The sequence below is a fragment of the Streptomyces sp. ID05-39B genome, from assembly GCF_033794725.1.
Lineage (GTDB): Bacteria > Actinomycetota > Actinomycetes > Streptomycetales > Streptomycetaceae > Streptomyces > Streptomyces bobili.
On record NZ_JARGEF010000023.1, the window covers coordinates 1 to 26,920 of the forward strand.

The 26,920-nt window shown below is 70.3% G+C and carries 31 protein-coding genes; 16 read left to right on the forward strand and 15 right to left on the reverse strand.

Annotated elements, in window-relative coordinates; translation table 11 throughout:
• Positions 1-25: 25 nt before the first annotated feature.
• The 4 genes from P1P75_RS08245 to P1P75_RS08260 form a co-directional block, all read right to left on the reverse strand.
• Positions 26-592: a Clp protease N-terminal domain-containing protein gene (locus tag P1P75_RS08245; protein WP_319253049.1), complete on the reverse strand. Its 567-nt coding sequence runs from the start codon at positions 590-592 to the stop codon at positions 26-28.
• Positions 592-801: a helix-turn-helix domain-containing protein gene (locus P1P75_RS08250; protein ID WP_086771218.1), complete on the reverse strand. Its 210-nt coding sequence runs from the start codon at positions 799-801 to the stop codon at positions 592-594. Before P1P75_RS08250 ends, P1P75_RS08245 begins: the two co-directional genes overlap by 1 nt.
• A 132-nt stretch (positions 802-933) precedes the next feature.
• Entirely contained in the window at positions 934-1,899 is a 966-nt protein-coding gene (locus P1P75_RS08255; RefSeq protein WP_319253051.1) for a zinc-binding dehydrogenase, read from the reverse strand.
• Between the two features lie 306 nt (positions 1,900-2,205).
• Complete coding sequence (locus tag P1P75_RS08260) at positions 2,206-3,438, reverse strand: NADP-dependent malic enzyme (RefSeq protein WP_319253053.1); 1,233 nt, start codon at positions 3,436-3,438, stop codon at positions 2,206-2,208.
• A gap of 605 nt (positions 3,439-4,043) precedes the next feature.
• On the opposite strand from P1P75_RS08260, the gene P1P75_RS08265 reads away from it, so the two are divergent.
• From P1P75_RS08265 to P1P75_RS08275, 3 genes are read left to right on the forward strand one after another with little or no spacing between them, the layout of a single operon-like run.
• Positions 4,044-5,012: an ABC transporter substrate-binding protein gene (locus tag P1P75_RS08265; protein ID WP_319253055.1), complete on the forward strand. Its 969-nt coding sequence runs from the start codon at positions 4,044-4,046 to the stop codon at positions 5,010-5,012.
• Positions 5,013-5,050: 38 nt separating this feature from the next.
• Positions 5,051-5,989, forward strand: coding sequence for an amino acid ABC transporter permease (locus P1P75_RS08270; RefSeq protein ID WP_319253057.1), 939 nt, complete (start codon positions 5,051-5,053; stop codon positions 5,987-5,989).
• A gap of 17 nt (positions 5,990-6,006) precedes the next feature.
• Positions 6,007-6,759 (forward strand): amino acid ABC transporter ATP-binding protein, encoded by a 753-nt coding sequence (locus P1P75_RS08275; protein ID WP_319253135.1) that lies wholly within the window; start codon positions 6,007-6,009, stop codon positions 6,757-6,759.
• 56 nt (positions 6,760-6,815) lie between these two features.
• Here the strand turns inward: P1P75_RS08275 and P1P75_RS08280 are convergent, their stop codons facing one another.
• Entirely contained in the window at positions 6,816-7,577 is a 762-nt protein-coding gene (locus tag P1P75_RS08280; RefSeq protein WP_319253059.1) for a class I SAM-dependent methyltransferase, read from the reverse strand.
• A gap of 100 nt (positions 7,578-7,677) precedes the next feature.
• Here P1P75_RS08280 and P1P75_RS08285 point away from each other — a divergent pair, with 100 nt between their 5' ends.
• A complete protein-coding gene (locus P1P75_RS08285) occupies positions 7,678-8,307 on the forward strand; it encodes a CGNR zinc finger domain-containing protein (RefSeq protein WP_319253061.1) in 630 nt (209 codons plus the stop codon).
• Here the strand turns inward: P1P75_RS08285 and sodX are convergent.
• A complete protein-coding gene (gene sodX / locus P1P75_RS08290; RefSeq protein WP_319253063.1) occupies positions 8,211-8,645 on the reverse strand; it encodes a nickel-type superoxide dismutase maturation protease in 435 nt (144 codons plus the stop codon). The genes P1P75_RS08285 and sodX overlap by 97 nt on opposite strands.
• 146 nt (positions 8,646-8,791) lie before the next feature.
• Between sodX and sodN the strand changes: the two genes are divergently transcribed.
• The 4 genes from sodN to P1P75_RS08310 all read left to right on the forward strand — a co-directional run bounded on the left by sodN (position 8,792) and on the right by P1P75_RS08310 (position 10,995).
• Positions 8,792-9,187, forward strand: a complete 396-nt coding sequence (gene sodN, locus P1P75_RS08295) for a superoxide dismutase, Ni (RefSeq protein WP_086771226.1) — start codon at positions 8,792-8,794, stop codon at positions 9,185-9,187.
• Positions 9,188-9,361: 174 nt separating this feature from the next.
• Positions 9,362-9,754, forward strand: coding sequence for a helix-turn-helix transcriptional regulator (locus tag P1P75_RS08300; protein ID WP_319253065.1), 393 nt, complete (start codon positions 9,362-9,364; stop codon positions 9,752-9,754).
• Between the two features lie 10 nt (positions 9,755-9,764).
• Positions 9,765-10,193 (forward strand): VOC family protein, encoded by a 429-nt coding sequence (locus P1P75_RS08305; RefSeq protein ID WP_319253067.1) that lies wholly within the window; start codon positions 9,765-9,767, stop codon positions 10,191-10,193.
• Positions 10,194-10,236: 43 nt separating this feature from the next.
• Positions 10,237-10,995 carry a VOC family protein gene (locus P1P75_RS08310; protein WP_319253069.1) on the forward strand — a complete coding sequence of 253 codons (759 nt, stop codon included), beginning with the start codon at positions 10,237-10,239 and terminating at the stop codon, positions 10,993-10,995.
• Positions 10,996-11,163: 168 nt separating this feature from the next.
• On the opposite strand, the gene P1P75_RS08315 is transcribed toward P1P75_RS08310, so the two are convergent.
• From P1P75_RS08315 to P1P75_RS08335, 5 genes are all read right to left on the reverse strand, one after another.
• A complete protein-coding gene (locus P1P75_RS08315; protein WP_319253071.1) occupies positions 11,164-11,436 on the reverse strand; it encodes a hypothetical protein in 273 nt (90 codons plus the stop codon).
• Between the two features lie 57 nt (positions 11,437-11,493).
• Entirely contained in the window at positions 11,494-11,760 is a 267-nt protein-coding gene (locus P1P75_RS08320; RefSeq protein WP_319253073.1) for a hypothetical protein, read from the reverse strand.
• 18 nt (positions 11,761-11,778) lie between these two features.
• Positions 11,779-12,363, reverse strand: a complete 585-nt coding sequence (locus P1P75_RS08325) for a dihydrofolate reductase (RefSeq protein WP_319253075.1) — start codon at positions 12,361-12,363, stop codon at positions 11,779-11,781.
• A gap of 304 nt (positions 12,364-12,667) precedes the next feature.
• A complete protein-coding gene (locus P1P75_RS08330; protein WP_319253077.1) occupies positions 12,668-13,792 on the reverse strand; it encodes a family 2 encapsulin nanocompartment cargo protein polyprenyl transferase in 1,125 nt (374 codons plus the stop codon).
• A gap of 112 nt (positions 13,793-13,904) precedes the next feature.
• On the reverse strand, positions 13,905-15,311 hold the full coding sequence (locus P1P75_RS08335) for a family 2B encapsulin nanocompartment shell protein (RefSeq protein WP_319253079.1): 1,407 nt from the start codon (positions 15,309-15,311) through the stop codon (positions 13,905-13,907).
• A 156-nt stretch (positions 15,312-15,467) separates the two neighbouring features.
• Here P1P75_RS08335 and P1P75_RS08340 point away from each other — a divergent pair, with 156 nt between their 5' ends.
• A complete protein-coding gene (locus P1P75_RS08340; RefSeq protein WP_319253081.1) occupies positions 15,468-16,397 on the forward strand; it encodes a pyridoxal-phosphate dependent enzyme in 930 nt (309 codons plus the stop codon).
• A gap of 59 nt (positions 16,398-16,456) precedes the next feature.
• Here P1P75_RS08340 and P1P75_RS08345 read toward each other — a convergent pair whose 3' ends face one another.
• Positions 16,457-18,055: a Na+/H+ antiporter gene (locus P1P75_RS08345; RefSeq protein ID WP_319253083.1), complete on the reverse strand. Its 1,599-nt coding sequence runs from the start codon at positions 18,053-18,055 to the stop codon at positions 16,457-16,459.
• Positions 18,056-18,115: 60 nt separating this feature from the next.
• On the opposite strand from P1P75_RS08345, the gene P1P75_RS08350 reads away from it, so the two are divergent.
• The 3 genes from P1P75_RS08350 (at position 18,116) to P1P75_RS08360 (ending at position 20,218) form a co-directional block, all read left to right on the forward strand.
• Complete coding sequence (locus tag P1P75_RS08350; RefSeq protein ID WP_073491348.1) at positions 18,116-18,376, forward strand: UBP-type zinc finger domain-containing protein; 261 nt, start codon at positions 18,116-18,118, stop codon at positions 18,374-18,376.
• 271 nt (positions 18,377-18,647) lie between these two features.
• Positions 18,648-19,061 carry an anti-sigma regulatory factor gene (locus P1P75_RS08355; protein WP_019058277.1) on the forward strand — a complete coding sequence of 138 codons (414 nt, stop codon included), beginning with the start codon at positions 18,648-18,650 and terminating at the stop codon, positions 19,059-19,061.
• Complete coding sequence (locus P1P75_RS08360; RefSeq protein ID WP_319253085.1) at positions 19,058-20,218, forward strand: RNA polymerase sigma factor SigF; 1,161 nt, start codon at positions 19,058-19,060, stop codon at positions 20,216-20,218. Before P1P75_RS08355 ends, P1P75_RS08360 begins: the two co-directional genes overlap by 4 nt.
• Positions 20,219-20,248: 30 nt before the next feature.
• Here P1P75_RS08360 and P1P75_RS08365 read toward each other — a convergent pair whose 3' ends face one another.
• A complete protein-coding gene (locus tag P1P75_RS08365; RefSeq protein WP_319253137.1) occupies positions 20,249-20,653 on the reverse strand; it encodes a hypothetical protein in 405 nt (134 codons plus the stop codon).
• A gap of 250 nt (positions 20,654-20,903) precedes the next feature.
• Here P1P75_RS08365 and P1P75_RS08370 point away from each other — a divergent pair, with 250 nt between their 5' ends.
• Positions 20,904-21,872 (forward strand): diacylglycerol kinase family protein, encoded by a 969-nt coding sequence (locus P1P75_RS08370; RefSeq protein WP_319253087.1) that lies wholly within the window; start codon positions 20,904-20,906, stop codon positions 21,870-21,872.
• 319 nt (positions 21,873-22,191) lie between these two features.
• Positions 22,192-22,449, forward strand: a complete 258-nt coding sequence (locus tag P1P75_RS08375; protein WP_006142322.1) for a WhiB family transcriptional regulator — start codon at positions 22,192-22,194, stop codon at positions 22,447-22,449.
• 170 nt (positions 22,450-22,619) lie between these two features.
• On the opposite strand, the gene P1P75_RS08380 is transcribed toward P1P75_RS08375, so the two are convergent.
• Complete coding sequence (locus P1P75_RS08380; RefSeq protein WP_266468637.1) at positions 22,620-24,086, reverse strand: sensor histidine kinase; 1,467 nt, start codon at positions 24,084-24,086, stop codon at positions 22,620-22,622.
• Between the two features lie 356 nt (positions 24,087-24,442).
• Positions 24,443-25,090, reverse strand: coding sequence for a TetR/AcrR family transcriptional regulator (locus P1P75_RS08385; RefSeq protein WP_319253089.1), 648 nt, complete (start codon positions 25,088-25,090; stop codon positions 24,443-24,445).
• Positions 25,091-25,186: 96 nt separating this feature from the next.
• Between P1P75_RS08385 and P1P75_RS08390 the strand changes: the two genes are divergently transcribed.
• Together P1P75_RS08390 and nagB are read left to right on the forward strand one after the other, a co-directional pair.
• Complete coding sequence (locus P1P75_RS08390) at positions 25,187-25,939, forward strand: SDR family oxidoreductase (RefSeq protein ID WP_319253091.1); 753 nt, start codon at positions 25,187-25,189, stop codon at positions 25,937-25,939.
• A gap of 137 nt (positions 25,940-26,076) precedes the next feature.
• Complete coding sequence (gene nagB / locus P1P75_RS08395) at positions 26,077-26,862, forward strand: glucosamine-6-phosphate deaminase (RefSeq protein ID WP_319253093.1); 786 nt, start codon at positions 26,077-26,079, stop codon at positions 26,860-26,862.
• Positions 26,863-26,920: the final 58 nt, after the last annotated feature.

The window sequence follows — 26,920 nt, forward strand, 5'->3', positions numbered from 1 at the left end:
CCCGATACCCCGGCACCCCCGCGTCTCAGCCCGCTCGGGCCTCTCCCCCGGAGTACAGGACGCGGGTCAGGGAGGTGTGGGTGACGCCGTGGTCGGCGAGGACTTCGGCGGGCGGACCCGGACGGGCGGTCAGCGCGAGCAGGAGGTGCTCGTCGCCGATGTGCCGGTCGCGGTGGGCCAGGGCGATGCGCAGGGACGTCTCCAGGACGGACTTCGCGTCCCGTCCGAAGGCTGGGCGGCCCATCCGCCACCCCTTCACCGGCCGGTCGCCGGACATCACGCCGACCCCGTGCGCCTCCTCGACCCGGGAGACGATCGCCGTGACGTCGATACCGAGCTCGGCCAGTGCATCGGCGTCCGCCCGGGACAGGCCCGCCCGCCGGCGCGCCTCGTCCAGTCCCTCCCGGACCGGCTCCCGGTTCTCCACCGGGAGCCCGAGAGCGGCCAGCGCGAACGAGCCGCGGCTCGCCTCGCGGTCCAGCAGGGCGAGCAGCAGATGCTCGGGGCCCACGGTCCCCCCGCCCGCCTCCTGGCAGGACGCGACGGCGCCGCGCACCACCTCCCGGGCGTCCTTCGTGAACCGCTCGAACATCACTGCCTCCCGTGCTTCTTGTGGACGGCCTGCCTGCTGACCCCGAGTTCCGCGGCGATCTCCTGCCACGACCATCCCTGATGGCGCGCACTGCGCACCTGCACCGCCTCCAGCTGCTCCAGCAGCCTGCGCAGAGCGGCGACCGCGCGCAGTCCGATCCGTGGATCACGGTCGCCCGCGCGCTCGGCGAGATCCGTTGCTTCGGTCATGATGTCAACTTACGTTGACACTCGACGCATGTCAACCTCCGTTGACGCCGGAGGTGTGCGAAAGGCGGGCCCGGAACCCGGACCCGCCTCGGCTTCAGTGCTTCGTGAACCCGTCAGGAATGCGTGACCTCGTCAGGAGTTCGTGAGGACGATCTTGCCGAACTGGTCCCCGGACGCGAGCCGTTCGAAGCCCTCCCGGGCCCTGTCCAGCGGCAGCACCTCGTCGATGACGGGCCGGACCCCGGTCGCCGCGCAGAAGGCGAGCAGGTCCTCCAGTTCGTCCTTCGTGCCCATGGTGGAGCCGACGACCTTCAGTTCGAGGAAGAAGATCCGGGTCAGTTCGGCATGGGAAGGACGGTCGCCGCTGGTCGCGCCGGAGATGACGAGCGTGCCGCCGGGCCGCAGCGACTTCACCGAGTGGGACCAGGTGGCGGCGCCCACGGTCTCGATGACGGCGTCCACCCGCCGGGGCAGTCGCGCCCCCGGTTCGACGGCCTCGACGGCCCCCAGTTCCACGGCCCGCTTCCGCTTGGCCTCGTCCCGGCTGGTCGCGAAGACCCGCAGCCCCGCCGCCTTGCCGAGCACGATCGCGGCCGTGGCGACACCACCTCCGGCGCCCTGCACGAGCACCGAGTCACCGGGCCGCACCCCCGCGTTGGTGAACAGCATGCGGTAGGCCGTCAGCCAGGCGGTGGGCAGGCAGGCGGCCTCCTCGAAGGACAGCTCCTTCGGCTTCGGCAGGAGGTTCCAGGTCGGCACGGTGACCTGCTCGGCGAAGGTGCCCTGGTAGCGCTCGGTGAGGATGGACCGGGGCTCGCGGGGACCGACCCCGTGACCGGTCTGGCCGATGACGGAGTGCAGGACGACCTCGTTGCCGTCCTCGTCGACGCCCGCGGCATCACAGCCGAGGATCATCGGCAGCTTGTCCTCCGCGAGGCCGACGCCCCGCAGGGACCAGAGGTCGTGATGGTTGAGGGAGGCGGCCCGGACGGTGACGGTGCTCCAGCCGGGACGGGCGCCGGGAGCTGGGCGCTCCCCCAACTCCAGTCCGGAGAGCGGCTGGTCGCGGTCGATTCGAGCGGCGTAGACGGCGAACATGTCCCCGACGATAGGGTCCCGCGCCGCCCGGCGAAACCGGAGGGCACTGTGAGACACGCCCTCTTGCGCGACCGGTCGACAGGGGTGGGCCGCAGTCGCCGGAGCGGCCGCAGGAACCGCGCACCCGGCCCGGACGGCCCACGGCGGGCGGGCGATCCCAGCCCCGGAGACGAGACCCAGCCCTCGATCCACCCGACTGGACGGGCGGACGGGTGGACGGGTGGACGGGTGGACGGGTGGACGGGTGGACGGGTAAAAAAACGGCCCCGCCGGAGGAGCAACCGGCGAGGCCATCTCTGCCGCACGTCAGCGACGGGCGACCCCTTCGGCACGGGCCGCCGCGGCGACCGCCGCGGTGACCGCCGGAGCGACCCGCTCGTCGAACGGCGAGGGAATGACGTAGTCCGCCGCGAGATCGTCGCCCACGACGCCCGCGAGCGCCTCGGCCGCCGCCAGCTTCATGCCCTCGGTGATCCGGGACGCCCGCACCTGGAGCGCACCGGCGAAGATGCCCGGGAACGCCAGCACGTTGTTGATCTGGTTGGGGAAGTCCGACCGCCCGGTCGCGACGACCGCCGCGTACTTGTGGGCGACCTCGGGGTGGATCTCCGGCTCGGGGTTGGCCATCGCGAACACGAAGGCACCCTTCGCCATGGAGGCGACCGCGGCCTCCGCGACCGTACCGCCGGAGACGCCGATGAAGACGTCCGCGCCGGCCAGAGCGGACTCGAGGGAGCCGCTGAGGCCGGCCTTGTTGGTGAACCCGGCCAGCTCGCGCTTGACGTCGGTCAGGTCCTCGCGGTCCGCGGAGACGACGCCCTTGCGGTCACTGACCGCGACGTCTCCGATGCCGGCCTCGACAAGCATCCTGGCGATGGCGACACCGGCCGCGCCGGCGCCCGAGATGACGGCCCGCAGTTCCGCGATCGAGCGTCCGCTCAGCCGGGCCGCGTTGCGCAGCGCCGCCAGCGTCACGATCGCCGTACCGTGCTGGTCGTCGTGGAAGACCGGGATGTCGAGCCGCTCCTGGAGCCGGCGCTCGATCTCGAAGCACCGCGGCGCCGAGATGTCCTCCAGGTTCACACCGCCGAACGAGGGAGCCATGCGCACCACGGTCTCGATGATCTCGTCCACGTCCGTGCAGGCGAGCGCGATAGGCACCGCGTCGACCCCGCCGAACTGCTTGAAGAGGATGGCCTTGCCTTCCATCACCGGAAGGGAGGCCTCGGGCCCGATGTCCCCGAGGCCGAGAACGGCCGTACCGTCGGTCACGACGGCGACGACGGACGACTTCCACGTGTAGTCGTTCACCAGGTCCGGCTGTTCCGCGATCGCGGTGCACACCCGCGCGACGCCGGGCGTGTAGGCGAGGGACAGGTCGTCCTTGTCGCGGATCGGAACGGTGGCCTGCACGGCCATCTTTCCGCCCCGGTGCAGCGCGAACACCGGGTCGAACGCGTCGAGGGGCTCCGCACCGCCCTCCTGGCCCGTTCCGTCCGCTTCGCTCTCGCTGCGAGGATTGACGATCTCCGCTGCCACTGTGTCTTACCCCTTAGGTCTTTTGTCGATGAGGGTGGCCACTCCTGGTTGAGAAGTGGGCGGGCACCGCGCAGGACCCAGCGGTGATACGTACGGGCACTGCGCGTCGGGCGCGCCGCACACGCGCCCTGAGCCCCGGGTGAGGGGTGTAAAGAACCTTCTTACCGGACGGACACCACCGACGACGAGTCCATTCGGTGCAAGGTCACATGCCGCCGTTTGCAGGACTCCCACACCTCACCGACGCCGTCATGCCGCAGTGAGATGACTCATGCGTGCAGCCCGGACAGGTCGGGGTGAAACCCTTGACAACGAGCCGAGGCCCTCGGCCATGACGGAGCGTGTTCATCCACATGGCGAGATGGGCCGGAGATCTTCCGGCCGGAAGCAGGGATTCCCGCAGATGATGCGGCCTGGTCCGGTCGTGATGTACCGGACTGATGGGATTCGGGTGTCGCCCGTTATCCGATTTTGACATAGCTGGCCCCCTGAATGGCGTAGTCCGAATGGCAAGATGCCGTCATCACACGAGGTCGCGACACCCGATGGTGTGTGTTCTCGTCGACCCATCGGCATCTCCATTCCATCCGCCGGAGGCACCCACCATGACCGCACGCTCCATCCGCCGTACCACCGCCGCGCGCACCCGGCTCGCCGCGGTAGGAACCCTCGCGGTCACGGGCGCCCTGCTGCTCACCGCCTGTGGTGACCAGACCAAGGACAAGGACTCCGGGAGCACCGACACCGCCTCGACGAGTGCGGCCCCGCTGGCCGACAAGCTGCCCAAGGCGATCCGTGACAAGGGCGTCATCAAGGTCGGTTCAGACATCGCGTACGCGCCGGTCGAGTTCAAGGACAGCTCCGGCAAGACGGCCGGCATCGACCCCGACATCGCGGCCGCCATGGGCGAGCAGCTCGGCGTGAAGTTCGAGTTCCAGAACGCCACGTTCGACACCCTCGTCGGTGGTCTGGCGTCCAAGCGCTACGACATCGCGATGTCGGCCATGACCGACACCAAGGACCGCCAGGAAGGCATCGACGGCGACACCGGCAAGAAGGTCGGCGCGGGCGTCGACTTCGTCGACTACTTCACCGCCGGTGTCTCCCTCTACACCAACGCGGGCGACCCCCAGGGCATCAAGACCTGGGACGACCTCTGCGGCAAGACGATGGCCGTGCAGCGCAACACCTTCTCCCACGACCTCGCCAAGGACCAGGCGGCGAAGTGCAAGAAGGACGGCAAGGCCGCCCTCAAGATCGAGGACTTCGCGACCAACCCCGAGGCCGAGACCCGGATGCGTTCCAAGGGCGCCGACGTCGTCTCTGCCGACTTCCCGATCGCCGCGTACTCCGTGAAGAACGCGGGCGGCGGCAAGTACTTCGAGATCGTCGGCGACCAGGTCGAGGCCGGTCCGTACGGAATCGCCGTCGCCAAGGACAACACCGAGCTGCGTGACGCGCTGCAGGCGGCGGTCCAGGCGATCATCGACAACGGTGAGTACAAGAAGATCGTCGAGAAGTGGGGCGTCGCCGACGGCGCGATCACCGAGTCCAAGATCAACGGCGGCTCCTGACCCGCCACCGTTCGACTCGGCTCTGAAAGGCTCCACCCGTGACTGTTGACGTCAACAAGACGGACGGTCCCGACGCGACGCCCCCCGCCGGGCCGGAGGCCATCAAGGCCATCCCGGTCCGGCACCCCGGGCGATACGTTTCGGCGGCCGTCGCGCTGGCCCTGCTGGGGTCGGTCGTCTATGCCTTCGCGCAAGGCAATATCAACTGGGACGCGATCCCCGACTACTTCTTCGACGACCGAATCCTGCACGGTGTCTGGAACACCCTGCTGCTCACCGTGCTCTCCATGGTGATCGGTATCGCCGGCGGCATCCTGCTGGCCGTGATGCGCCTGTCGAAGAACCCCGTGACCTCGTCGATCGCATGGTTCTACATCTGGTTCTTCCGCGGCACCCCGGTCCTGGTCCAGCTGTTCGTCTGGTTCAACCTGGGCCTGGTCTTCGAGTACATCAACCTGGGTCCGATCTACAAGGACTACTGGTCGTCGTTCATGACGCCGCTGCTCACGGCGCTGCTCGGCCTGGGTCTCAACGAGGCCGCGTACATGGCCGAGATCTGCCGTGCCGGTCTGCTCTCGGTCGACGAGGGGCAGACCGAGGCGTCGCACGCGCTCGGCATGAGCCACCCCAAGACGCTCCGTCGGATCGTCATCCCGCAGGCGATGCGGGTGATCGTGCCGCCGACGGGCAACGAAGTCATCAACATGCTGAAGACGACCTCGCTCGTCTCGGCGGTGCAGTTCGCCGACCTCTTCAAGGAGGCGCAGGACATCGGTCAGAACGCGGGCTCGACGGTGGAGATGTACTTCCTCGCCGCCGCCTGGTACCTGATCATGACCTCGATCCTGAGCGTCGGGCAGTACTACGTCGAGCGGTACTACGCCCGTGGCTCGAGCCGCAGCCTGCCGCCGACGCCGCTCCAGCGCGTCAAGGCCGCCGTCCTGCCCGCGCGCCGCCCGAAGGGAGCATCGGCATGACGCAGCCCTCCCACCCCATGGTGAAGGCCGAGGGCGTCCACAAGTCCTTCGGCTCCGTCGAGGTCCTCAAGGGCATCGACCTTCAGGTGAACTCCGGCGAGGTCTTCTGCCTGATCGGCCCGTCAGGCTCCGGCAAGTCGACCTTCCTGAGGTGCATCAACCACCTGGAGAAGATCAACGCCGGCCGTCTGTACGTCGACGGCGAGCTGGTCGGCTACCGCCAGAAGGGCGACAAGCTGTACGAGCTGAAGGACAGCGAGGTCGCGCTGAAGCGCCGGGACATCGGCATGGTGTTCCAGCGGTTCAACCTCTTCCCGCACATGACCGCGGTCGAGAACGTCATGGAGGCTCCGGTCCAGGTCAAGGGCCAGAACAGGGGCCAGGCCAGGGAGCGTGCCAGGGAGCTGCTGGAGCGGGTCGGGCTCGGCGACAAGGCCGGGAACTACCCCACGCAGCTCTCCGGCGGCCAGCAGCAGCGCGTCGCGATCGCCCGTGCCCTGGCCATGGACCCGAAGCTGATGCTGTTCGACGAGCCGACCTCGGCGCTGGACCCGGAGCTGGTCGGTGACGTCCTCGACGTCATGCGCGACCTGGCGGAGTCCGGCATGACGATGGTCGTCGTCACGCACGAGATGGGCTTCGCCCGCGAGGTCGGCGACAGCCTGGTCTTCATGGACGACGGTGTGGTCGTCGAGTCCGGCAACCCGCGCGAGGTCCTGACGAACCCGCAGCACGAGCGGACGCAGGCGTTCCTGTCCAAGGTCCTCTGACCGGACACCAGGCACGGTGAAGGGGCGGTACGGAGTTCTCCGTACCGCCCCTCGCGTCACTTCAGCGCCAGCAGCAGCGTGTCCGAAGGCGAGCACCACACCGGCCTCGCCTCCCCGAACCCCTGCTCGCGCAGCACGCGCGCGTGCCAGGACGGGGAGGGCATGTCGCCGTCGGCGTGCTCGCCGTAGATCTCGAAGCGGCGGGCCGTCGGACCGGCGAGGACGGGGTCCTGGGCGGCGAGCTGCCACCACTGCGCCCAGTCGAGGACGCCGCCGGCTTTGGCCTGATCCATGCGGGCGTGGCGCAGGGTGCGTTCGGCCGCGTTGATCCGGGGCGTCGAGTCGTCGATCATATGGTCCGCGTTCATGAAGACACCGCCGTCGCGGACCAGCTCCGCGACCTGACCGTAGAGGGCCGCGAGGGGTTCGCTGTGCAGCCAGTGCAAGGCCGTGGCGGTCAGCACCGCGTCGTACGAGTCGTGCGGCAGCCCGGCACGCCAGTCGGGGTCCTTGAGGTCGGCGCTCACGAGGGTGACCCGCTCGTCGCCCGCGAAGGTACCGCCGGCGATGGCGAGGAGCGCGGAGTCGAGGTCGACGCCGGTGCTGGTGGCGCCGGGCAGGCGTGCGAGCAGCCGGGCGGTGATGGTGCCGGTGCCGCAGGCTAGGTCGAGGACGCGGGGCGTGGGGCCGACGAGCGACTCGACCATGTCGAGCATGATCCGGAAGCGTTCCTCCCGGTCGGGCATGTACCACTCCTGCTGCCGGTCCCAGCTCTCCTGCCAGGCCTGCCAGTCCGTCCCGGTACTCGTCGTGGTCATGGGAGCCCTCTTCTCCGTCGCCCGCGTAATACCCTGGAAGCACGATCAGCCGTTACCCGACCGCATCGACGACCATAGAGCCCCTCCGTAAGGACTACAAGTGGAACTGGCCTATTACTCGGACTACGCCGTCCGCCTCGTCAACAGCGAGGAACCGGCCCGGGGCAAGGACTCGCTGACCTCGGTCGAGGCCGTCCGCGGCCTGTTCGGCGACAACGCCTCGGCGGGCCGCCGCGCCACCGACGCCGACGTCACACGGTTCCGCTCGGTCCGCGGCCGCCTGCGCGCGGTCTTCGAGGCTGCCGACGGCGGCGACGAGACCCTCGCCGTCGACCTGCTGAACTCACTCCTGCTGGAGTTCCCGGTCAGCCCCCAGATCTCCGGGCACGATCACCGCGACGACGACGGCCGCCCGCTGTGGCACATGCACCTCGCCGACCACCCGTCCAACGCGACCGCCGGCTACGCGGCCATCGCCGCGATGGGCCTGGCCTTCCACCTGACGGAGTACGGGGTCGACCGGCTGGGCCTGTGCGAGGCGAGCCCGTGCCGCAACGCCTACCTGGACACCTCCACGAACCGCTCCCGGCGCTACTGCTCCGACCGCTGTGCCACCCGCGCCAACGTGGCCGCCTACCGCGCCCGCAAGCGCCTGGAGGCGGACCGGTCGGCAAGCACGGGCCTGGCCGCCGAGAGCGCCCAGCGCAGCGCCGCCAGCGGCGAACGCTGATCCCGTCTGCGGGGCCGGTATCGGAACCGCACCGTCCCGAGGACCAACTCGTCGGGCACGGTGCCGTAGTCGGTGCTGTCGCCGCCCGCGTACGCGTTGTCCCCGAGCACCCACCAGCCGCCCTCGCGGCGTTCCACGGCGCGTTTGACGACGAGCAGGTCCTGCTGGAAGGGGTGCCGCAGCACGATCACGTCCCCCGGCCGCACCCTGGCCCCGTACCGCACCACCAGCTGATCACCGTGGTGCAGCGTGGGCACCATGGACGGGCCGGTCACCTCGGCCAGTCCGAACGGCACGGCGGCCCTCCCTCGCTCGACGTCCTGCGACGGCTCCGGCATCGGCGACACCTCCCCTGGTCCGTCTCTCCACCAGTCTCAGTCTGACCCCGGACTTTTGTCCTAAGCCCATGGGGGCACTCGCGAAAACCGTTCCCTCAGGGAGTAATGTCCCACCTGAGAAGACGATCACGAGGAAGGAACGCTCCATGCTTTCCCGCCTGTTTGCCCCCAAGGTGACGGTCAGCGCGCACTGCGACCTGCCCTGCGGTGTGTACGACCCGGCCCAGGCCCGCATCGAGGCGGAGTCGGTGAAGGCCGTGCAGGAGAAGATGGCCGCCAACGACGACGCGCATTTCCAGGCGCGCGCCACCGTCATCAAGGAGCAGCGCGCCGAGCTCGCGAAGCACCACGTTTCCGTGCTGTGGAGCGACTACTTCAAGCCCCCGCACTTCGAGAAGTACCCCCAGCTGCACCAGCTGGTCAACGACACCCTCAAGGCCCTGTCGGCCGCGAAGGCGTCGACCGACCCGAAGACGGGCGAGAAGGCGCTGGAACTCATCGCCGAGATCGACCGGATCTTCTGGGAGACGAAGAAGGCCTGACACCACGGGCCGTTCCCGACACCGGCGGTCGGTGCACCACCGCGGGACGAGGGACTTTCCGAGAGGGGCTCGGTCGGCATCACGACCGGGCCCCTCCGGCATGCTCGGAGGCGGGGCACCGCGGCCCCGCGGCACCGCCCCACGGCCGGGTGACCCGCGTGCGATGCTGGGCCTGTGACCCTGGAGGATCTGGTCCGGCTGCGGCAGGCGCGTGACCGGATGGACCGTGAGTACGCCGAGCGCCTCGACATCGCCGCGCTCGCCCGAACGGCCCTGATGTCCCCCGGCCACTTCCAGCGCAGCTTCCGCGAGGCCTATGGCGAGACGCCGTACGGCTATCTCATGACCCGCCGGGTCGAGCGGGCCAAGGCCCTGCTGCGGCGCGGCGACCTCACGGTCACGGAGGTCTGCATGGAGGTCGGCTGTACCTCGCTCGGCTCGTTCAGCGCCCGGTTCACGGCGCTGGTGGGCGAGACGCCGAGTGCCTACCGGGCGCGTTCGCACGAGGCGGGCGCGGTGATCCCGCCGTGCTTCGCACGGACGTACACACGCCCCCGACGTACGTAGGGTGATCGCCATGGATCTCAAGCTCCGCCAGTGCTTCCTGGCCGTCGACGACCACGACAAGGCGCTGTACTTCTACCGGGACATCCTCGGCCTGGAGGTCCGCAACGACGTCTCGTTCGAGGGGATGCGGTGGCTGACGGTCGGCTCGCCGCTCCAGCCGGACGTGGAGATCGTGCTGGAGCCGCCGGGCGCGAGCCCGGACGCCTCCCCCGCCGACCGGGAGTTGATGGCCCGGCTGCTGGCCAAGGGCATGCTGCGCGGGGTCATCTTCACCACGGCCGACTGCGACGCGCTGCACGAGCGCGTGCGCGAGGCCGGCGCCGAGGTCCTCCAGGAGCCGACGAACCAGCCGTACGGCGTGCGGGACTGCGCGTTCAGGGATCCGGCGGGGAATCTGCTGCGGTTCATGGAACGCCCGCACGACAGCGCGGGCGCCTGAGAACCGTGGCGGTCCGGCACTCTCCCCGGCCTACGATCGCCGCATGAGCCAACCCCTACTTGCCCATGTCCGCTGGACGTACGCCTTCGTCGACCGGCCCGCCGAGCACTTCGCGCGGGCCTGTGCCTTCTGGGCCGCCGTCACGGACACGGTCGTGTCCGAACCGCGTGGGGACAAGGACGAGTTCGCCACCCTGCTGCCGCGGGGGACCGACGCCTGCGTGAAGGTGCAGGCCGTCGGCGACGGGGCGGGCGGCGCGCATCCGGACTTCTGCGTCGAGGACGTCGAGCGGTTCCTCGCGGCGGCGCTGGCCTTGGGCGCGCACACGGTCTCCGCCCACGACGGGTGGGCCGTACTGCGTTCCCCCGCCGGTCAGTTGTTCTGCGCGGTGCCCTGGCACGGCGAGTCCGTACGCCCGCCCGTGGTGGCCGGCAGCCGCCTCGACCAGGTCAGCATCGACATCCCGTCGTCCGCGTACGAGGCCGAAGTCACCTTCTGGAGCGGCCTCCTGCCCGACTGGACGTCCCGGCCGGGCTCGCTTCCGGAGTTCCACGTGCTGGCGCCGCCGCCCGGACTGCCCATGCGGCTCCTGCTCCAGCGCCTCGGCGAGGAGCGGCCCGTCTCGGCCCACCTCGACCTGGCGGCGGGCCCGGACATCGACGCGGTGCGTGCCCGGCACGAGCGGCTCGGCGCACGGTTCGTGGCCGCCCACCCCCACTGGACGGTACTGCGCGACCCTGCGGGCGGCCTGTACTGCCTGACGGGCCGCGACGCGGAGACGGGCGGGCTGCCGCGGGGCTAGGTGTCCTGTCCGACGATTGCCGTCGTCGCCCGGAGGGCGGTCTCACGGCGTCAGGTGCGTGCGCCCGGTGCGGCGGGCGTGGACCCTCGTACTGGACGTCCTTGGGTCTGCGCCCGGTGCGGCGAGCGTGCAGGGCGTCGCGCGGCAGACGGAAATCGTCAGACAGGCCTAGGGGGTCACGACTTCGACGTACACGCACTGGACGTCCGTCACACCGGGGTCGTCGGCCGCGGGTGTCGGCGTCGGGCACCCTCGGACGTCGTCCGCGTCCATCTCCAGCAACGGCGCGGGGTTCTCGTCCCTGTGCCAGGCGGGCGGCTGGGACGGCTTGGCCGCGTCCTGCAACCACAGCGTCAGCCCGCCCCCGACGACGGCCGTCAGCGCCCATAGGGCGAAAGCCCACCGTCGGCCCCTGCGACGACGCCCTCGGACATCCGTCATGTCCGCCCCTCCCCGTTCGGCCAGGGGGCCACGCTAGCCCGGCGGGCCGGGCGGGCGTCAGGAGGCCGGGGGTGCGGGGGTGCCGCGCTCGTCGGCGTGCTCCGGGGACTCGGCGCGGCCGTGCTGTTCGGGGTGTTCGGTGTCCCTGGAGCGCTCGGTGTGACCGTGCTGTTCGCCGCCGGGTTCGACGTACGCCTCGCAGTCGGGGTTGTGGCACGGGCCCGCGACCCAGCGCGGTACCCATGCGCCCAGCGTCTTGTGGCGCTGGACCACCGTGTCCACGGTCTGTCCACAGACGGGACAGACGTGCTTTTCCCTGTCCATGTCCTCAGGGTAGGCCGGTCAGCGCTTCCGTGCGTAGGTACGGACGAGGACTCCGTTGGTGAAGGTGCGCACGGACTCCAGGCTGAAGTCGGTCACCGAGAAGTCCGCGCCGAACATCGGTATGCCGGAGCCGTAGACCTGCGGATAGGTCTTGATGACGAGTTCGTCGATCTCGTCGAGCAGTTCGCCTGCGACGCGCGAGCCGCCGCACAGCCAGATGCCGAGCTTGCTGTCCTCGGCCTTGAGCCGGCGTACCCGGGCGACCAGGTCACCGTCGATGACCTCGACGTTCGGGTCGGGCGAGGCACCGAGGGTGCGGGAGGCGACGAACTCGCGCAGGTGGCCGTAGGGGCTGGTGATGCCGGCGTCGAGGGCGAGCTGGTAGCTGCCCCGGCCCTGGATCACGCTGTCGAAGTTCGGGTTCTCGACGTCCTTCAGGCCCATCGACTCGCGGCCCTGGGCCGGGATGGTGTCGGGATACGTGGAGGCGAGGTGGCCGAGGAACTCCTCATCCAGGAACGCGAACATCGACGAGGCGTCGCCCTGGGGATCACCGATGAAGCCGTCGATGGAGCAGGCGACGTAGTACGTGAGCTTTCGCAAGCCGGTCTCTTTTCGTAGGCTGGTTTCGAACAACTCCAGTTGTAGTACTTCGGATGTAGTGATTGCAAGGTGATGACCGGGTTTTCTGAAGAACCGGGGTAAGTGGGAGGACTGCTTCCGCATGGCCGGGGATCCACTGGACTGGACTTCCACGAACGCGAAGAGGCGGGTCCCGCACGCCGTGGGGATGCGCGGGGCCCGCCGGCCGGTCCCCTCGGGGCCGTGCGGAGTCAGGAGCCGCACGGTCCCGGAGGTCCGGGGACTTTCGAGGGCCGGGCTGCCGGTCCTGACCGGCAGCCCCTCCTCAGGTGGTGCGTCGCGTCACGAACTCCGCGAGGGACAGCAGGCCACCCGCCGATTCGGGATCCGGGATGGCGCGGGCCAGTTCGGACATCGCACGGGCCATGCGGTCGGCGGCCTGCTCCTGGGCCCACTCCCGGCCGCCCGCCCGCTCGACGGCCAGCGTCATGCGCTCAATGTCGTCCCCCTGCTCGTGAGGGAGCGCGTAAAGCTCGGCCAGTTCCGTGGCGGCCGGGGTGCCGGAGGCGAGCGCGGCGACGACCGGCAGGGACTTCTTGCGGGCGACCAGGTCGGCACCGGCCGGTTTGCCGGTGTGCCGCGGGTCCCCCCATATGCCGATCACGTCGTCGATGAGCTGGAAGGCGAGCCCGGCCTCGCGGCCGAACGCGTCCAGCGCCTCGACGTCCTCCTCCTGTGCCCCCGCGTACAGCGCGCCGAGGGCGCAGGCGCAGCCGAGCAGCGCGCCCGTCTTGGCCTCGGCCATCGCGAGCACCTCGTCGAGGGTGACCTCGGACGGGCCGCGCTTCTCCATGGCGGTGTCCGAGTGCTGGCCGGCGCACAGCTCCACCACGCAGCCCGCGAGTCGGGCGGCGGCCGCCGCGGACGCCGGATGCGGGTCGGCGGCGAGCATCCCCAGGGCGAGTGCCTGGAGGGCGTCCCCGGCGAGGATGGCGTCGGCGTCGCCGAACACCGTCCAGGCGGTGAGGCGGTGCCGTCGGGTGGTGTCCCGGTCCATCACGTCGTCGTGCAACAACGTGAAGTTGTGGATCAGTTCGACCGCGGCGGCGGCCGGGAGGGCCGCCGCCGCGGCCGCCGGGCCACCGAGCGCGGCGGCAGCGGCGAGCACCAGCGCGGGCCGGATCGCCTTGCCCGCGTTGCCGGCTGCCGGGGTGCCGTCCGCGTGCTCCCAGCCGAAGTGGTAGCGCGAGATCCGCCGCATCGAGCCGGGCAGCGAGTCGAGCGCCGCCTGCAGCGCCGGGTCGACGGTCCCCCGGGTCTCCTCCAGGATCGCCGCCGCCTCGTGCCCGTCGAAGGCCCCGGTGCCGCCGTCGGTCTGGCTCGGGATGCCCCATCCCCCGGCCCGCGCCTCACCGGGGTGCGGCCTGGTCCGCGTCACGTACTCGGTCATCGAGTCCCCCTCGCCGGGTCCGCGTACGGCGGCGGATGCGCGGCCACCGGGCGTGTACGCCCTGGGTGTACCCGCCCGGGTGGGCGGAGACACGGCGTCCGCACGGGTGAGGTCACTGCCAGCGGCCGATCTCGACGTTCTCCAGCACGCCCAGCGCGTCCGGGACCAGCACCGCCGCCGAATAGTAGGCCGTGACCAGGTACTTGATGATGGCCTGTTCGTTGATGCCCATGAATCGCACGGACAGGCTCGGCTCGATCTCGTCCGGGATCCCGGACTGGCGCAGGCCGATGACGCCCTGGTCCTCCTGGCCCAGACGCAGCGCGATGATCGAGCTGGTGCGGGCCTCGCTCACCGGGATCTTGTTGCACGGGTAGATCGGAACCCCCCGCCAGGTGGGGATCCGATTGCCCGCGACGTCGATCGTCTCGGGGACGAGTCCCCGCCTGTTGAGTTCGCGGCCGATCGCGGCGATCGCGCGCGGGTGGGCGAGAAGCATCTTGGTGCCGCGGCGGCGGCTGAGCAGCTCGTCCAGGTCGTCGGGGCCGGGGACACCGTCGTGCGGCTGGATCCGCTGGTCGTACTCGCAGTTGTGGAGCAGACCGAACTCGCGGTTGTTGACCAGTTCGTGCTCCTGACGCTCCTTCAACGCCTCGACCGTCAACCGCAGCTGCTGCTCGGTCTGGTTCATCGGCTGGTTGTACAGGTCGGCCACGCGCGAGTGGATGCGCAGGACGGTCTGGGCGATGCTCAGTTCGTACTCGCGCGGACGGGCGTCGTAGTCCACGAAGGTGTGCGGGATGTCCGGCTCGCCGGCGTGGCCCGCGGCCAGGTCGACGGCCTTCTCGCCGTAGCGGTTGGTCTGCTGCTCCGGGATCGAGCGCAGACCCCGCAGGTGCTCGGTCAGTGAGTCGGCGCGCTCGGCGACCTGCTCGAAGTCCTGTCGGGACAGGATCAGCACGGTGCAGGCGGTCACCGCGCGGGCGTTGTACTCCCAGATGGCGTCCGGGTCGAGCAGCGCCTGGTCACCGAGGTAGGCGCCGTCGGCGAGGACTCCGAGGACCTGGTCGTCGCCGTAGGGACCGGTGCCGACCTTCTCGACCCTGCCGTGCGCGAGGAGGTAGACCTCGTCGGTCTGGCTGCCGAAGGAGGCGACCAGTTCACCCGGCGCGTACTCCCGCTGCCGACAGCGGGAGGCCAGCTCCGAGAGCACGTCCTCGTCCTCGTACGACCGCAGTGCGGGCAGTTCGCTCAGCTCCGCGGGGATGACTTCGACGCGGTCGCCGGTCTTGATGAAGGTGATGCGGCCGTCGCCGACGGCGTACGTCAGTCGCCGGTTCACTCGGTATGTGCCGCCCTGCACGTCGATCCAGGGCAGATTCCGCAGCAGCCAGCGAGAGCTGATCTCCTGCATCTGCGGTACGGACTTGGTGGTGGTGGCCAGGTTCCGCGCGGCCGCGGTGCCAAGGCTCTGCTGCGGCTTGCCCTGCTCAGCGCGGACTTCTTCGCCTACCGACATAGAGAAATGCCCTCCCGGTGATGCACCGGCGCCGTTCTGCGCCGCTGCACTGTTCTCACGGACAAGCCTTCCATCACTCAGTGTGTTCGTGCCATTACCCGAAAGAGCGGGAATGGATCAACGCCGGTTTGGGCACGGTGAGTCGTCGCACGAACGATGTTCGACAATGACGGGGTGATCCGCCCTGTTCCGTTCGACTCCGAGGCCCTGCGCCCCCGGCTGCCCTCGCCCCTGCAGGAGGTGGCCGACGAGCGGTTCGCGCGGCACGGCGTACGACTGCTGCTCAAGCGGGACGACCTGATACACCCGGAACTGGTCGGCAACAAGTGGCGCAAGCTCGTGCCGAACCTGGAGGCGGCGGCCGGACGGCCGGTCGTGACGTTCGGGGGCGCCTACTCCAACCATCTGCGGGCCACGGCCGCCGCCGGCCGTCTGCTGGGCCTCCCCACGGTCGGGGTGGTGCGCGGCGACGAACTGGCGGACCGCCCGCTGAACCCCTCCCTGGCCCGCTGCGCGGCCGACGGGATGCGGCTGCGCTTCGTCGACCGGGCGGCCTACCGCCACAAGACCGACCCCGACACCCTGGCGGCGATCCTGAGCGCCGTGGACGCCGAGGACGCGTACGTGGTGCCCGAGGGCGGCAGCAACGCGGCGGCGGTCCGCGGCTGTCTGGCCCTCGGCGAGGAGCTGCGCGAGCACACCGACGTGGTGGCCGTCGCCTGCGGCACCGGCGGCACCCTCGCGGGCCTCGCCGCCGGCCTGGGCCCCGGCCGGCGAGCCCTCGGCGTACCGGTCCTCAAGGGCGGCTTTCTCGGGGACGGCATACGAGCGCTGCAGACGGAGGCCTTCGGTGGCCCGGTGGGCGACTGGCAGCTGGACGAGCGCTTCCACTTCGGCGGGTACGCCCGCACCACGCCCGCCCTCGAAGACTTCGCCCAGGACTTCGAGGAACGGCACGGCCTCCCGGTCGAGCGTCTCTATGTCGCCAAGTCGCTGTACGCACTTGTCGCCCTGGCCGAGGAGGGTGCGTTCGCGCGCGGGACACGCCTCGCCGCGGTGGTGACGGGAGCGCCGTTCAGCCCCTGAGCCCCTGCCTGACCGCGCGCCCCGGGCGCCTGCCTGGCTCAGGCGGCGAAGAGGCCTCGCTAGTCGGCCTCCCGGTAGGCCGCGGCCTCCTCCAGGTCCAGTCTGCGCAGCAGCGTCCGCAGCATCTCGTCGTCGATGTAGCGGCCGTCGCGCAGACGCACGAAGACCTCACGCTCGGCGCTGATCATCTCGCGGGACAGGCGGCGGTAGGTGTCGTCGGCGGTCTCGCCGGTGACCGGGTTGACCTGGCCGAGGCGTTCCCAGACGGCGTTGCGGCGGCGTTCGAGGACGTTGCGCAGGCGGTCGGCCAGCGGCGCGGGCAGGGTGTTGCGCTCGTCGGAGAGCAGTTCCTCCAGCCGGTGCTCGGCGGCCCGGGAGGCCTGCGCCTGCGCGTTGGCCTCGGCGAGGGTCGCGGCCTGCGGGTCGGCCTCGGGGAACTTCAGCAGGCGGATCAGCGGGGGCAGGGTCAGGCCCTGCACGACCAGGGTGCCGATGACCGTGGTGAACGTCAGGAAGAGGATCAGGTTGCGGTGCGGGAAGGGCCCCCCTCCATGGTCCACGGTGACCGGGATGGAGAACGCGATGGCCAGCGAGACGACTCCGCGCATTCCCGCCCAGCCGATGACGATGGGCCCCCGCCAGGTGGGGTTCTCCTCACGCGCGCGGATGCGCGCCGACAGCAGCCGGGGCAGGAAGGTCGCCGGATACACCCACAGAAAGCGGACCACGACGACCACGAGGAAAAGGGCGACGGCGTACCAGGCGGCGTCCAGGCCCTCGTAGTCACCGAGTCCCTTCAGGACGATCTGGAGTTGCAGGCCGATGAGGGCGAAGACCGCCGACTCCAGGACGAAGGCGACCATCTTCCACACCGCCTCCTCCTGGAGCCGCGTGGCGAAGTCGACCTCCCACGCGCGATGGCCGAGGTAGAGGGCGACCACGACCACGGCGATGACGCCGGAGGCGTGGAACTGCTCGGCGGTGGCGTACGCGACGAACGGGATGAGGAGGGAGAGGGTGTTCTTGAGGAGCGGCTCCTGCAAACGGGTCCGCAGCCAGTGCAGCGGGGCCATCAGGATCAGGCCGACGGCGGTGCCGCCGACCGCCGCCACCAGGAACTCCTCGATCCCGCCGGCCCAGGACGCGCCCTCTCCGACGACGACAGCGAGGGCCACCTTGTAGGCGGTGATCGCGGTGGCGTCGTTCAGCAGGGACTCGCCCTGGAGGATCGTGGTCACCTTCGACGGCAGGCCGACCTTGCGCGCCACCGCCGTCGCCGCGACGGCGTCGGGCGGCGCCACGACCGCGCCCAGCACCAGCGCCGCGGTCAGCGGCAGTCCCGGGACGATCAGGTAGGCGGCCCAGCCGACGACGAGCGTCGCGAAGAGGACGTAGCCGACCGACAGCAGCGCCACGGGCCGCAGCTGGGCCCGCAGGTCGAGGTAGGAGCTTTCGGTGGCGGAGGTGTACAGCAGTGGGGGCAGCAGGAGCGGCAGGACGACGTCGGGGTCGAGGGTGTAGTCCGGGACTCCGGGGACGTACGAGACGGCCAGGCCGACGGCGACCAGCAGCAGCGGCGCCGGCACCGGTGTGCGCCGGGCCGCCGCGGCGATCGCCGCGCTGCCCGCCACCAGCAACAGCAGCGGCATCACGTCCATGTTTCGCCCGCCCTCGTTTTTCCGCGCGGTCGTCCGCACGACCGTCGTAATCTGGCAATCATGAAACAGTGCACGCACGCCGACGCGCTGCCGCACCCCGAACCCGTCCCGCTCGGCGAGACGTGTCCGGAGTGCCTGCGGGACGGCACCCATCCGGTACAACTACGGCTGTGTCTGACATGCGGGCACGTCGGGTGCTGCGACTCGTCGCCGGGCCGGCACGCCACAGAACACCACAAGGACTCGGGTCATCCGATCATGCGGACGTTCGAACCGGGCGAGAACTGGCGCTGGTGCTTCGTCGACCACGTCCTCGTGTGAGCCGCACCGGGAACGGCCGGTCCGTCGACCGGGTACGGTTCGAGCATCTGGCGCCTGGGTACGTCAACCCGGCGCGCCCTCTTCCCTTTTGGACCGACAGACCCCTAGACACGGAGCGTGTTCGCAGCTTTACTGTGAGTGACGCCAGGGGGTTGGGGTCCCGGGGACAGGACGGATGAGAGCGCGATAGCGTCACCGCTGAACCACCCACGCGTTACCCCCGGGGGGCGACCCTCGGCCCCGAAAAGCTTGTACCACCTTGGAGGTGAGGGTGTCCCAGATCGCAGGCGAGCCCGCGACCCAGGACTTCGTGGAAGTCCGGCTGCCGGCTGCGGGTGCCTACCTGTCGGTGCTGCGGACGGCCACGGCCGGCCTCGCGGCCCGTTTGGACTTCACCCTGGACGAGATCGAAGACCTCCGCATCGCGGTGGACGAGGCCTGCGCGATCCTGCTCCAGCAGGCCGTGCCCGGTTCGGTGCTCAGTTGTGTCTTCCGCCTGGTCGACGACTCGCTGGAGGTCACCGTCTCGGCGCCGACCACCGACGGGCACGCCCCCGCGCGCGACACCTTCGCCTGGACCGTGCTGTCCGCCCTGGCGGGCAAGGTCTCCTCCGCCGTGGATGAGGACAAAACCGTTTCGATCAGCCTCTACAAACAGCGCGGCGCCGGACCCGGGCCGGCGTGAGGAACGGGGACGGGCCGGTGCGGGACGAAGAGCGCGGCACACGGGAGCTGCCTGCCGAGAGCGCTGGGACGGCGCTCGATGCGGACGGTTCCCGACGCATGGCGGACGGCATCGACGGCATTCCCGAGCAGGCCCGGCCCCATCCGGAGGACGAACCGGCCTCCGTCGGGACCGGCCTCCCGGGGAGTGCCGAGCAGGAGTCGCCTCGGGAGAGGCGGATCGGGGGCACCCCCGGCCGGGCCGAGGAAGAGGCTCGACAGAGGGCGACGGGCGGGACGATGAGCGAGCACGAGCGAGACGACGAACAGGGCGTGCCGGGCACGCGGCACGAGCCTGACCAGCCCGCGCCCCAGCAGCCGGTGCCGCAGCAGGCCGTACAGCACCAGCCGGTGCTCCACGCGCGCGAGGACCGCAGTGGGGCACGTGCGAAGTTCGTCGAACTGCGCGCGCTGGACTCGGGCAGCCCGGAGTACGCGGAGCTGCGCAACCAGCTGGTCCGCATGCACCTGCCGCTCGTCGAGCACCTCGCGCGCCGCTTCCGCAACCGCGGGGAGCCGCTGGACGACCTCACCCAGGTCGCCACCATCGGCCTGATCAAGTCGGTCGACCGATTCGACCCGGACCGAGGCGTCGAGTTCTCGACGTACGCGACGCCGACGGTCGTCGGTGAGATCAAGCGGCACTTCCGCGACAAGGGCTGGGCGGTGCGGGTGCCGCGCAGGCTCCAGGAGCTGCGGCTGTCGCTGACGACGGCCACGGCCGAACTGTCCCAGTTGCACGGCCGCTCGCCGACGGTGCACGAGCTGGCCGAGAAGCTGGCGATCTCGGAGGAGGAGGTCCTGGAGGGCCTGGAGTCGGCCAACGCCTACTCCACGCTGTCGCTGGACGTCCCCGACACCGACGACGAGTCCCCGGCGGTCGCCGACACCCTCGGAGCGGAGGACGAGGCGCTGGAGGGCGTCGAGTACCGGGAGTCGCTCAAGCCGCTCCTCGAAGACCTTCCGCCACGGGAGAAGCGGATTCTGCTGCTGCGCTTCTTCGGCAACATGACGCAGTCGCAGATCGCGCAGGAGGTCGGCATCTCCCAGATGCACGTCTCCCGGCTGCTGGCGCGCACCCTGGCCCAGCTGCGGGAGAAGCTCCTCGTCGAGGAGTGACCCCACCCCCGACAGTGGCCGGCAGGGCCGCTACTTCCGTACGCCGCTGTCGGCGTCTCCGGCGTTGCCGGGCCCCCGGATCCCGAGGGCCCGAGTCGTCTCGCCGTTGACGATCAGGATCAGCGCGGCGACGGCTGCGGCGGCGAGCGCGATGCCCGCGGGGATCGCCATGCTGTCGGCCTGGAGCAGGTTGTAGGCGACGGGCAGCGCCATGATCTGCGTGATGACCGCCGGCCCCCGGCTCCAGCTCCGGCGGCCCAGCAGTCCGCGGGCGGCGAGCAGGGGCAGCAGTGCGAGGACCACCAGGGTCACCCCGCCGGTGACGGCCTGCTGCCGGTCGTCCGGGTCACCGGTGACGCCGAGGACGAGGATCCAGAGGCCGCCGACGACCAGCGCGAGTCCCTCCAGACCGACGAGCGCCGCGGCGTACGTCAGGCGGCGCGGGCGGGGACCCGTGTGCTCGGTGTCTTCGCCGGCCCCTGTGTTTCCGGCGTTTCCCGTGCTTTTCGGGGTGGCGGGGTTCTGCTCGCTGCTCACCCCAGAAGGGTAGCCGCCACTCCCCGGCCCGCCCCTGTCCCCCTCCGGCCCAGGACGCCCTCTCGTGTCACGGTTCACGCCGTGGGGTCCCGGCCGATCCCCGTTCGGCCTTGTGCCTCGGTACCACCCAGTAGGTACGCTGCCATCCATGCGTGCACTTCTCGTGGTCAATCCGGCAGCAACCACTACGAGTGCACGGACGCGTGACGTCCTCATCCACGCGCTCGCCAGTGAGATGAAGCTGGAGGCGGTCACCACCGAGTACCGCGGGCACGCCCGGGACCTGGGGCGGCAGGCGGCGCAGAGCGAGGACATAGACATGGTCGTCGCCCTGGGCGGCGACGGCACCATCAACGAAGTGGTGAACGGCCTGCTGCACGCCGGCCCCGACCCCGAGAACCTGCCCGGCATCGCCGTGGTCCCCGGCGGCTCCACCAATGTCTTCGCCCGCGCCCTGGGCCTGCCCAACGATCCCGTCGAGGCGACCGGCGCCCTGCTGGACGCCCTGCGCGAGGGACGGGAGCGCACGGTGGGACTGGGGCTGACCTCCGGTACGCCGGGCACGGAGGACGAGGCGGTGCCGGCGCGCTGGTTCACCTTCAACGCGGGGCTCGGCTTCGACGCCGGCGTCGTCGGCCGGGTCGAACAGCAGCGCGAGCGCGGCCGGAGATCCACCCACGCGCTCTACGTCCGCCAGGCCGTGCGCCAGCTCCTCGGTGAGCCGCAGCGCCGGCACGGTTCGATCACACTGGAGCGGCCGGGCGCGGACCCGGTGACCGATCTGGTGCTGTCCATCGTCTGCAACACCGCTCCGTGGACCTATCTGGGCAATCGCCCGGTGTACGCCTCACCTAAGGCCTCGTTCGATACCGGGCTCGACGTACTCGGTCTCAGCCGGCTGTCCACAGCCTCCGTTGTCCGGTATGGGACCCAGTTGCTCACTTCGTCCCCCGAGCGGGGACCTCATGGCAAGCGCGCCGTGTCCTTGCACGATCTGGACCAGTTCACCTTGCATTCGAAGGTCCCGCTGCCCCTCCAGATGGACGGTGACCACCTGGGGCTGCGAACCAGCGTGACGTTCACAGGCGTACGCCGTGCACTGCGTGTGATTGTGTGAGCAGAAAGGGCTGAAGTCCTTTCACTCGAACGTTTAGACCAGGGTCCACCCCATGGAAGTACGGCTGTGACCTAGTCGACACCGAGGAATCAAAAAAAACTTTCCGGAAGGGGTTGTATCCGCCGCCGAGGTTTGCGAGTCTCTATCTGGCGATCGGGACGGCCCGCAGGACCAGCCTCCACTGATCACCAGAACCCCTCTTCAATCCACAGGACCGCGCCAGGGAACCTGGCTGGTGGCCCTTCACTTGTTGAGGGATTCGTGAAAGCGTTCACATTCACAAGCAACTTGCATGTAATACCAAGGAGAGGTAGCAGCCATGGACTGGCGTCACAACGCCGTTTGCCGCGAGGAAGACCCCGAGCTCTTCTTCCCTATCGGCAACACCGGTCCTGCGCTGCTGCAGATCGAGGAAGCCAAGGCCGTCTGCCGTCGCTGCCCCGTTATGGATCAGTGTCTGCAGTGGGCGCTCGAGTCCGGCCAGGACTCCGGCGTCTGGGGTGGCCTCAGCGAGGACGAGCGCCGCGCAATGAAGCGCCGCGCCGCCCGCAACCGGGCCCGTCAGGCCTCCGCCTGACAACACCCGCCCCATAAGCCTGACGCTTGGCGGCGCGTACAGCGAGTACGCATCTCCCGCCCCGAGCCGCAGCGCGCAGTACCCCGATGCCCAGCTCACGCTGGCAACGAGCATTTGAGCCCCGGACCCCTGAACGGTCCGGGGCTTCTTGCTGTCCCCGCCGATGCGAGCTACTTCTGTGCCCGCACCGGGATGTCCAGGATCACCTGTGTGCCGCGCTCGGGCGCCGGGACCATGTCGAACGATCCTCCCAACTCGCCCTCCACCAGCGTCCGTACGATCTGGAGGCCGAGGTTGCCCGAGGTGTGCGGGTCGAATCCGTCGGGCAGGCCGACGCCGTCGTCCTGGACGGTGACCAGCAGGCGGCCCTCCTTGGTGGTGCCGCCGCGGACCGCCGAGACCTCGACCGTGCCGATGTCGCCCTCGCGGAATCCGTGTTCGAGCGCGTTCTGCAGGATTTCGGTGAGCACCATGGACAGCGGGGTGGCGACCTCCGCGTCCAGGATGCCGAAGCGTCCGGTGCGCCGGCCGACCACCTTGCCCGGCGAGATCTCCGCGACCATCGCCAGGACCCGGTCGGCGATCTCGTCGAACTCCACCCGCTCGTCCAGATTCTGGGACAGCGTCTCATGGACGATGGCGATCGAGCCGACGCGCCGGACCGCCTCCTCCAGGGCCTCCCTGCCCCGCTCGGACTCGATCCGGCGGGCCTGGAGCCGCAACAGGGCCGCCACGGTCTGGAGGTTGTTCTTCACCCGGTGGTGGATCTCCCGGATGGTCGCGTCCTTGGTGATCAACTCACGCTCGCGGCGTCGCAGTTCGGTGACGTCCCGGAGCAGGACGAGGGAACCGATGCGGGTGCCCTTGGGCTTGAGCGGGATCGCCCGGAACTGGATGACGCCGTCGCGCGCCTCCACCTCGAACTCCCGGGGTGCCCAGCCGCTGGCGACCTTGGCGAGCGCCTCGTCCACCGGACCCCGGGTGGGGGCGAGTTCGGCGGTGGTCAGCCCGAGGTTGTGGCCGACCAGGTCGGAGGCGAGGCCCATGCGGTGATAGGCGGAGAGCGCGTTCGGGGAGGCGTACTGGACGACCCCGTCGGCGTCCAGGCGGATCAGGCCGTCGCCGACGCGCGGGGCGGCGTCCATGTCCATCTGCTGGTCGGGGAACGGGAAGGAGCCGGCCGCGATCATCTGCGCGAGGTCGGAGGCGCTCTGGAGGTAGGTCAGCTCCAGGCGGCTCGGGGTGCGCACGGTGAGCAGATTGGTGTTGCGGGCGATGACGCCGAGGACACGGCCCTCACGCCGTACGGGGATCGACTCGACCCGGACGGGGACCTCCTCGCGCCACTCCGGGTCGCCCTCGCGCACGATCCGGCCCTCGTCGAGGGCGGCGTCCAGCAGGGGACGGCGGCCGCGCGGGACCAGGTGGCCGACCATGTCGTCCTGGTAGGAGGTGGGCCCGGTGTTGGGGCGCATCTGGGCGACGGAGACGTAACGGGTGCCGTCGCGGGTGGGGACCCACAGGACCAGGTCGGCGAAGGAGAGGTCGGAGAGCAACTGCCACTCCGAGACCAGCAGGTGCAGCCACTCGAGGTCGGAGTCCCCGAGTGCGGTGTGCTGGCGTACGAGTTCGTTCATGGAGGGCACGTCTGCGAGCGTACCTGGGGGTATGTGCGGGGCCTAAAACGGGCGGAGACACCCGCCCGGAGACACCCGCGGGCCGCGGCGCCTGAGAGGGACCCTCAGCCCTCCCGGCACCGCAGCCCGGAGCAATATCGGCCACGGGGTGTGCGGTCCCGTCGGCCGAGGTGAGGATCCGGGGCAGTCAGGGCAGAGAGCTCCGGGTCCTCGGTCCGCCTTCCTGTGCGGGGAAGGCGGAAGTCTGCTGCATACCCCAGCATTGTGGACTAGACCAGTTTGGGTTGTCCATGTGCGGGAGCTTGTGCGTTTTTGCCGGGGCAGGTATTCGGAGGCCCCAGCATTCACAACGCAGCCTAGCCCGCGTGGGTTCCCGCGCGGGGCCAGACGGCCATGGCAATTTCCGCGACGCCCTCCAGTTCCTCCCGGCTCGCCCCGTCCCGCGCCTGTTGCGACATCCCCTGGAAGACGGCGGCGGCATGGCGGGCGAGTGCGACGGCGTCGGTGTCCGGCGGCAGTTCGCCGACGGCGACGTCCGCGCGGACGCGGCTCTCGATGGCGGAGATGTTCGCGTTGCGCTGCCGGCGCAGGGCGTCCTCCACCTCGGGGGTCGTGCAGTTGGTGGCCGCGTGGATCACCAGGCAGCCGTACGGATGGCCGGGGTCGGTGAACTCCGCGGCGGCCTCGCGCAGCAGTCGCCCGACCGCGGCACGAGCGGTCGGACCCTCCTCCAGGGCCCGCCCCGAGAACGAGCCGTACGTCCCGCCGTAGACCCGCACGGCCTCCTCGAACAGCGAGCGCTTGTCACCGAAGGCGGCGTACAGACTCGGGGCTCCGATGCCCATGACCCGGGTGAGGTCGGAGACCGAGGTGGCCTCGTAGCCGTGCTCCCAGAACGCCATGACCGCCTTCTCCAGCGCGGTCGCACGATCGAAGGAACGGGGGCGGCCACGGGATTTGCCCCCTGACCCCACCTGCGGTTGAGCCTTCTGCTGGTTCACCATGGAGTGCATTTTATAGCGCCCGCTAGAGAAATGTCGGCGGCCTGCTGTACGGTCTTTTCTGTAGCGACCGCTACGGAATTGCGGAAGGGGTGTGGCATGGGTGTGCTCACGGGTCGGACGGCGCTCGTCACCGGGGCCGGCAGGGGGATCGGGCGTGGGATCGCCGAGCGGCTGGCCCGCGACGGGGCGCGGGTGGCGGTGCACTACGGCAGCCGGGATACGACGGCGAAGGAGACCGTTGCGGCGATCGAGGAGGCGGGCGGTTCCGCGTTCGCGATCCGGGCGCGGCTCGGGGTGCCGGGTGACGCGGAGGCCCTGTGGCGGGAGTTCGACCGGCACGCGGACGGCCTGGACATCCTGGTGAACAACGCGGGGATCGGGACGTCCCGGCCGTTCGGCGAGATCGGCGAGGAGGAGTACGGCCGGCTCTTCGCGGTGAACGTGAAGGCCCCCCACTTCATCACCCAGCTCGGGGCGGAGCGGCTGCGGGACGGCGGACGGATCGTCAACATATCCTCCGGTCTCGCCCGCACCGCGGCGATGCCGCAGCTCATGGCCTACGCGATGACGAAGGGCGCGCTCGACGTCTTCACCCGGGACCTGGCGAAGGTGCTCGGCCCCCGGGGAATCACCGTGAACTCCGTCGCGCCAGGCATCGTCGACACCGACGTCAACGCCGACTGGCTGCGCGCGAGCGAGGAGGCGTGGCGGGGAGCCGCCGCCTACTCGGCGCTCGGGCGCGTGGGCACCCCCGCGGACATCGGCGACGTGGTGGCGTTCCTCGCCTCACCGGACGGACGATGGGTGACGGGGCACTGGCTGGACGCGACGGGGGGTTCGCTGACCTGAGTCGACGAAAAGGGAGCATTTCCCCCTCGGGTTCGCTTCTCCCACCTGGGCCGGCCGGGCCACCTCTGTTAGATTGGTCTAAACCACATAGCCCTTCCGGGCCCCACTCGAGCCCCTCATCAGAACGGCAGGCCAGCGTGGAAGTTGTCATCGTTGCGGACGCCAGGTCGGGCGGCGAGCTGATCGCCCGGGCCATCGCCCAGCTCCTGCGGCGCAAGGCCGACGCCCTGCTCGGCGTGGCCACGGGTTCCACCCCGCTGCCGGTCTACCAGGCGTTGACGGCCCAGGTGCGCTCCGGTGCCGTGGACACCTCACGGGCGCGGATCGCCCAGCTCGACGAGTACGTGGGCCTCGACGCCGAGCACCCCGAGTCCTACCGCTCGGTGCTGCGCCGGGAGGTGCTGGAGCCGCTCGGCATCGGCATGGACGCCTTCCTGGGGCCGGACGGCACCGCCGAGGACGTCCAGGCCGCCTGCGAGGCCTACGACCGGGCGCTGGCCTCGGCCGGCGGCGTCGACCTCCAGCTGCTGGGGATCGGGACCGACGGGCACATCGGGTTCAACGAGCCCTGCTCCTCGCTCGCCTCCCGGACGAGGATCAAGACGCTCACCGAGCAGACCCGGATCGACAACGCGCGGTTCTTCGACGGGGACATCGAACAGGTCCCGCACCACGTGATCACGCAGGGCATCGGCACCATTCTGGAGGCGCGGCACCTGGTGCTGCTCGCCACGGGCGAGGGCAAGGCGGACGCGGTCGCCGCGACCGTCGAGGGACCGGTGGCGGCGATCTGCCCCGCCTCGGCGCTCCAGCTGCATCCGCACGCGACCGTCGTGGTCGACGAGGGTGCCGCCTCCAAGCTCAAGCTCGCGGACTACTTCCGGCACACCTACGCCAACAAGCCGGAGTGGCAGGGGATCTGAGCACGTCCCCCACCACGCCCGCTACGACGCGAAGGGCGCCGGTCCCTTCGAGGGAGCC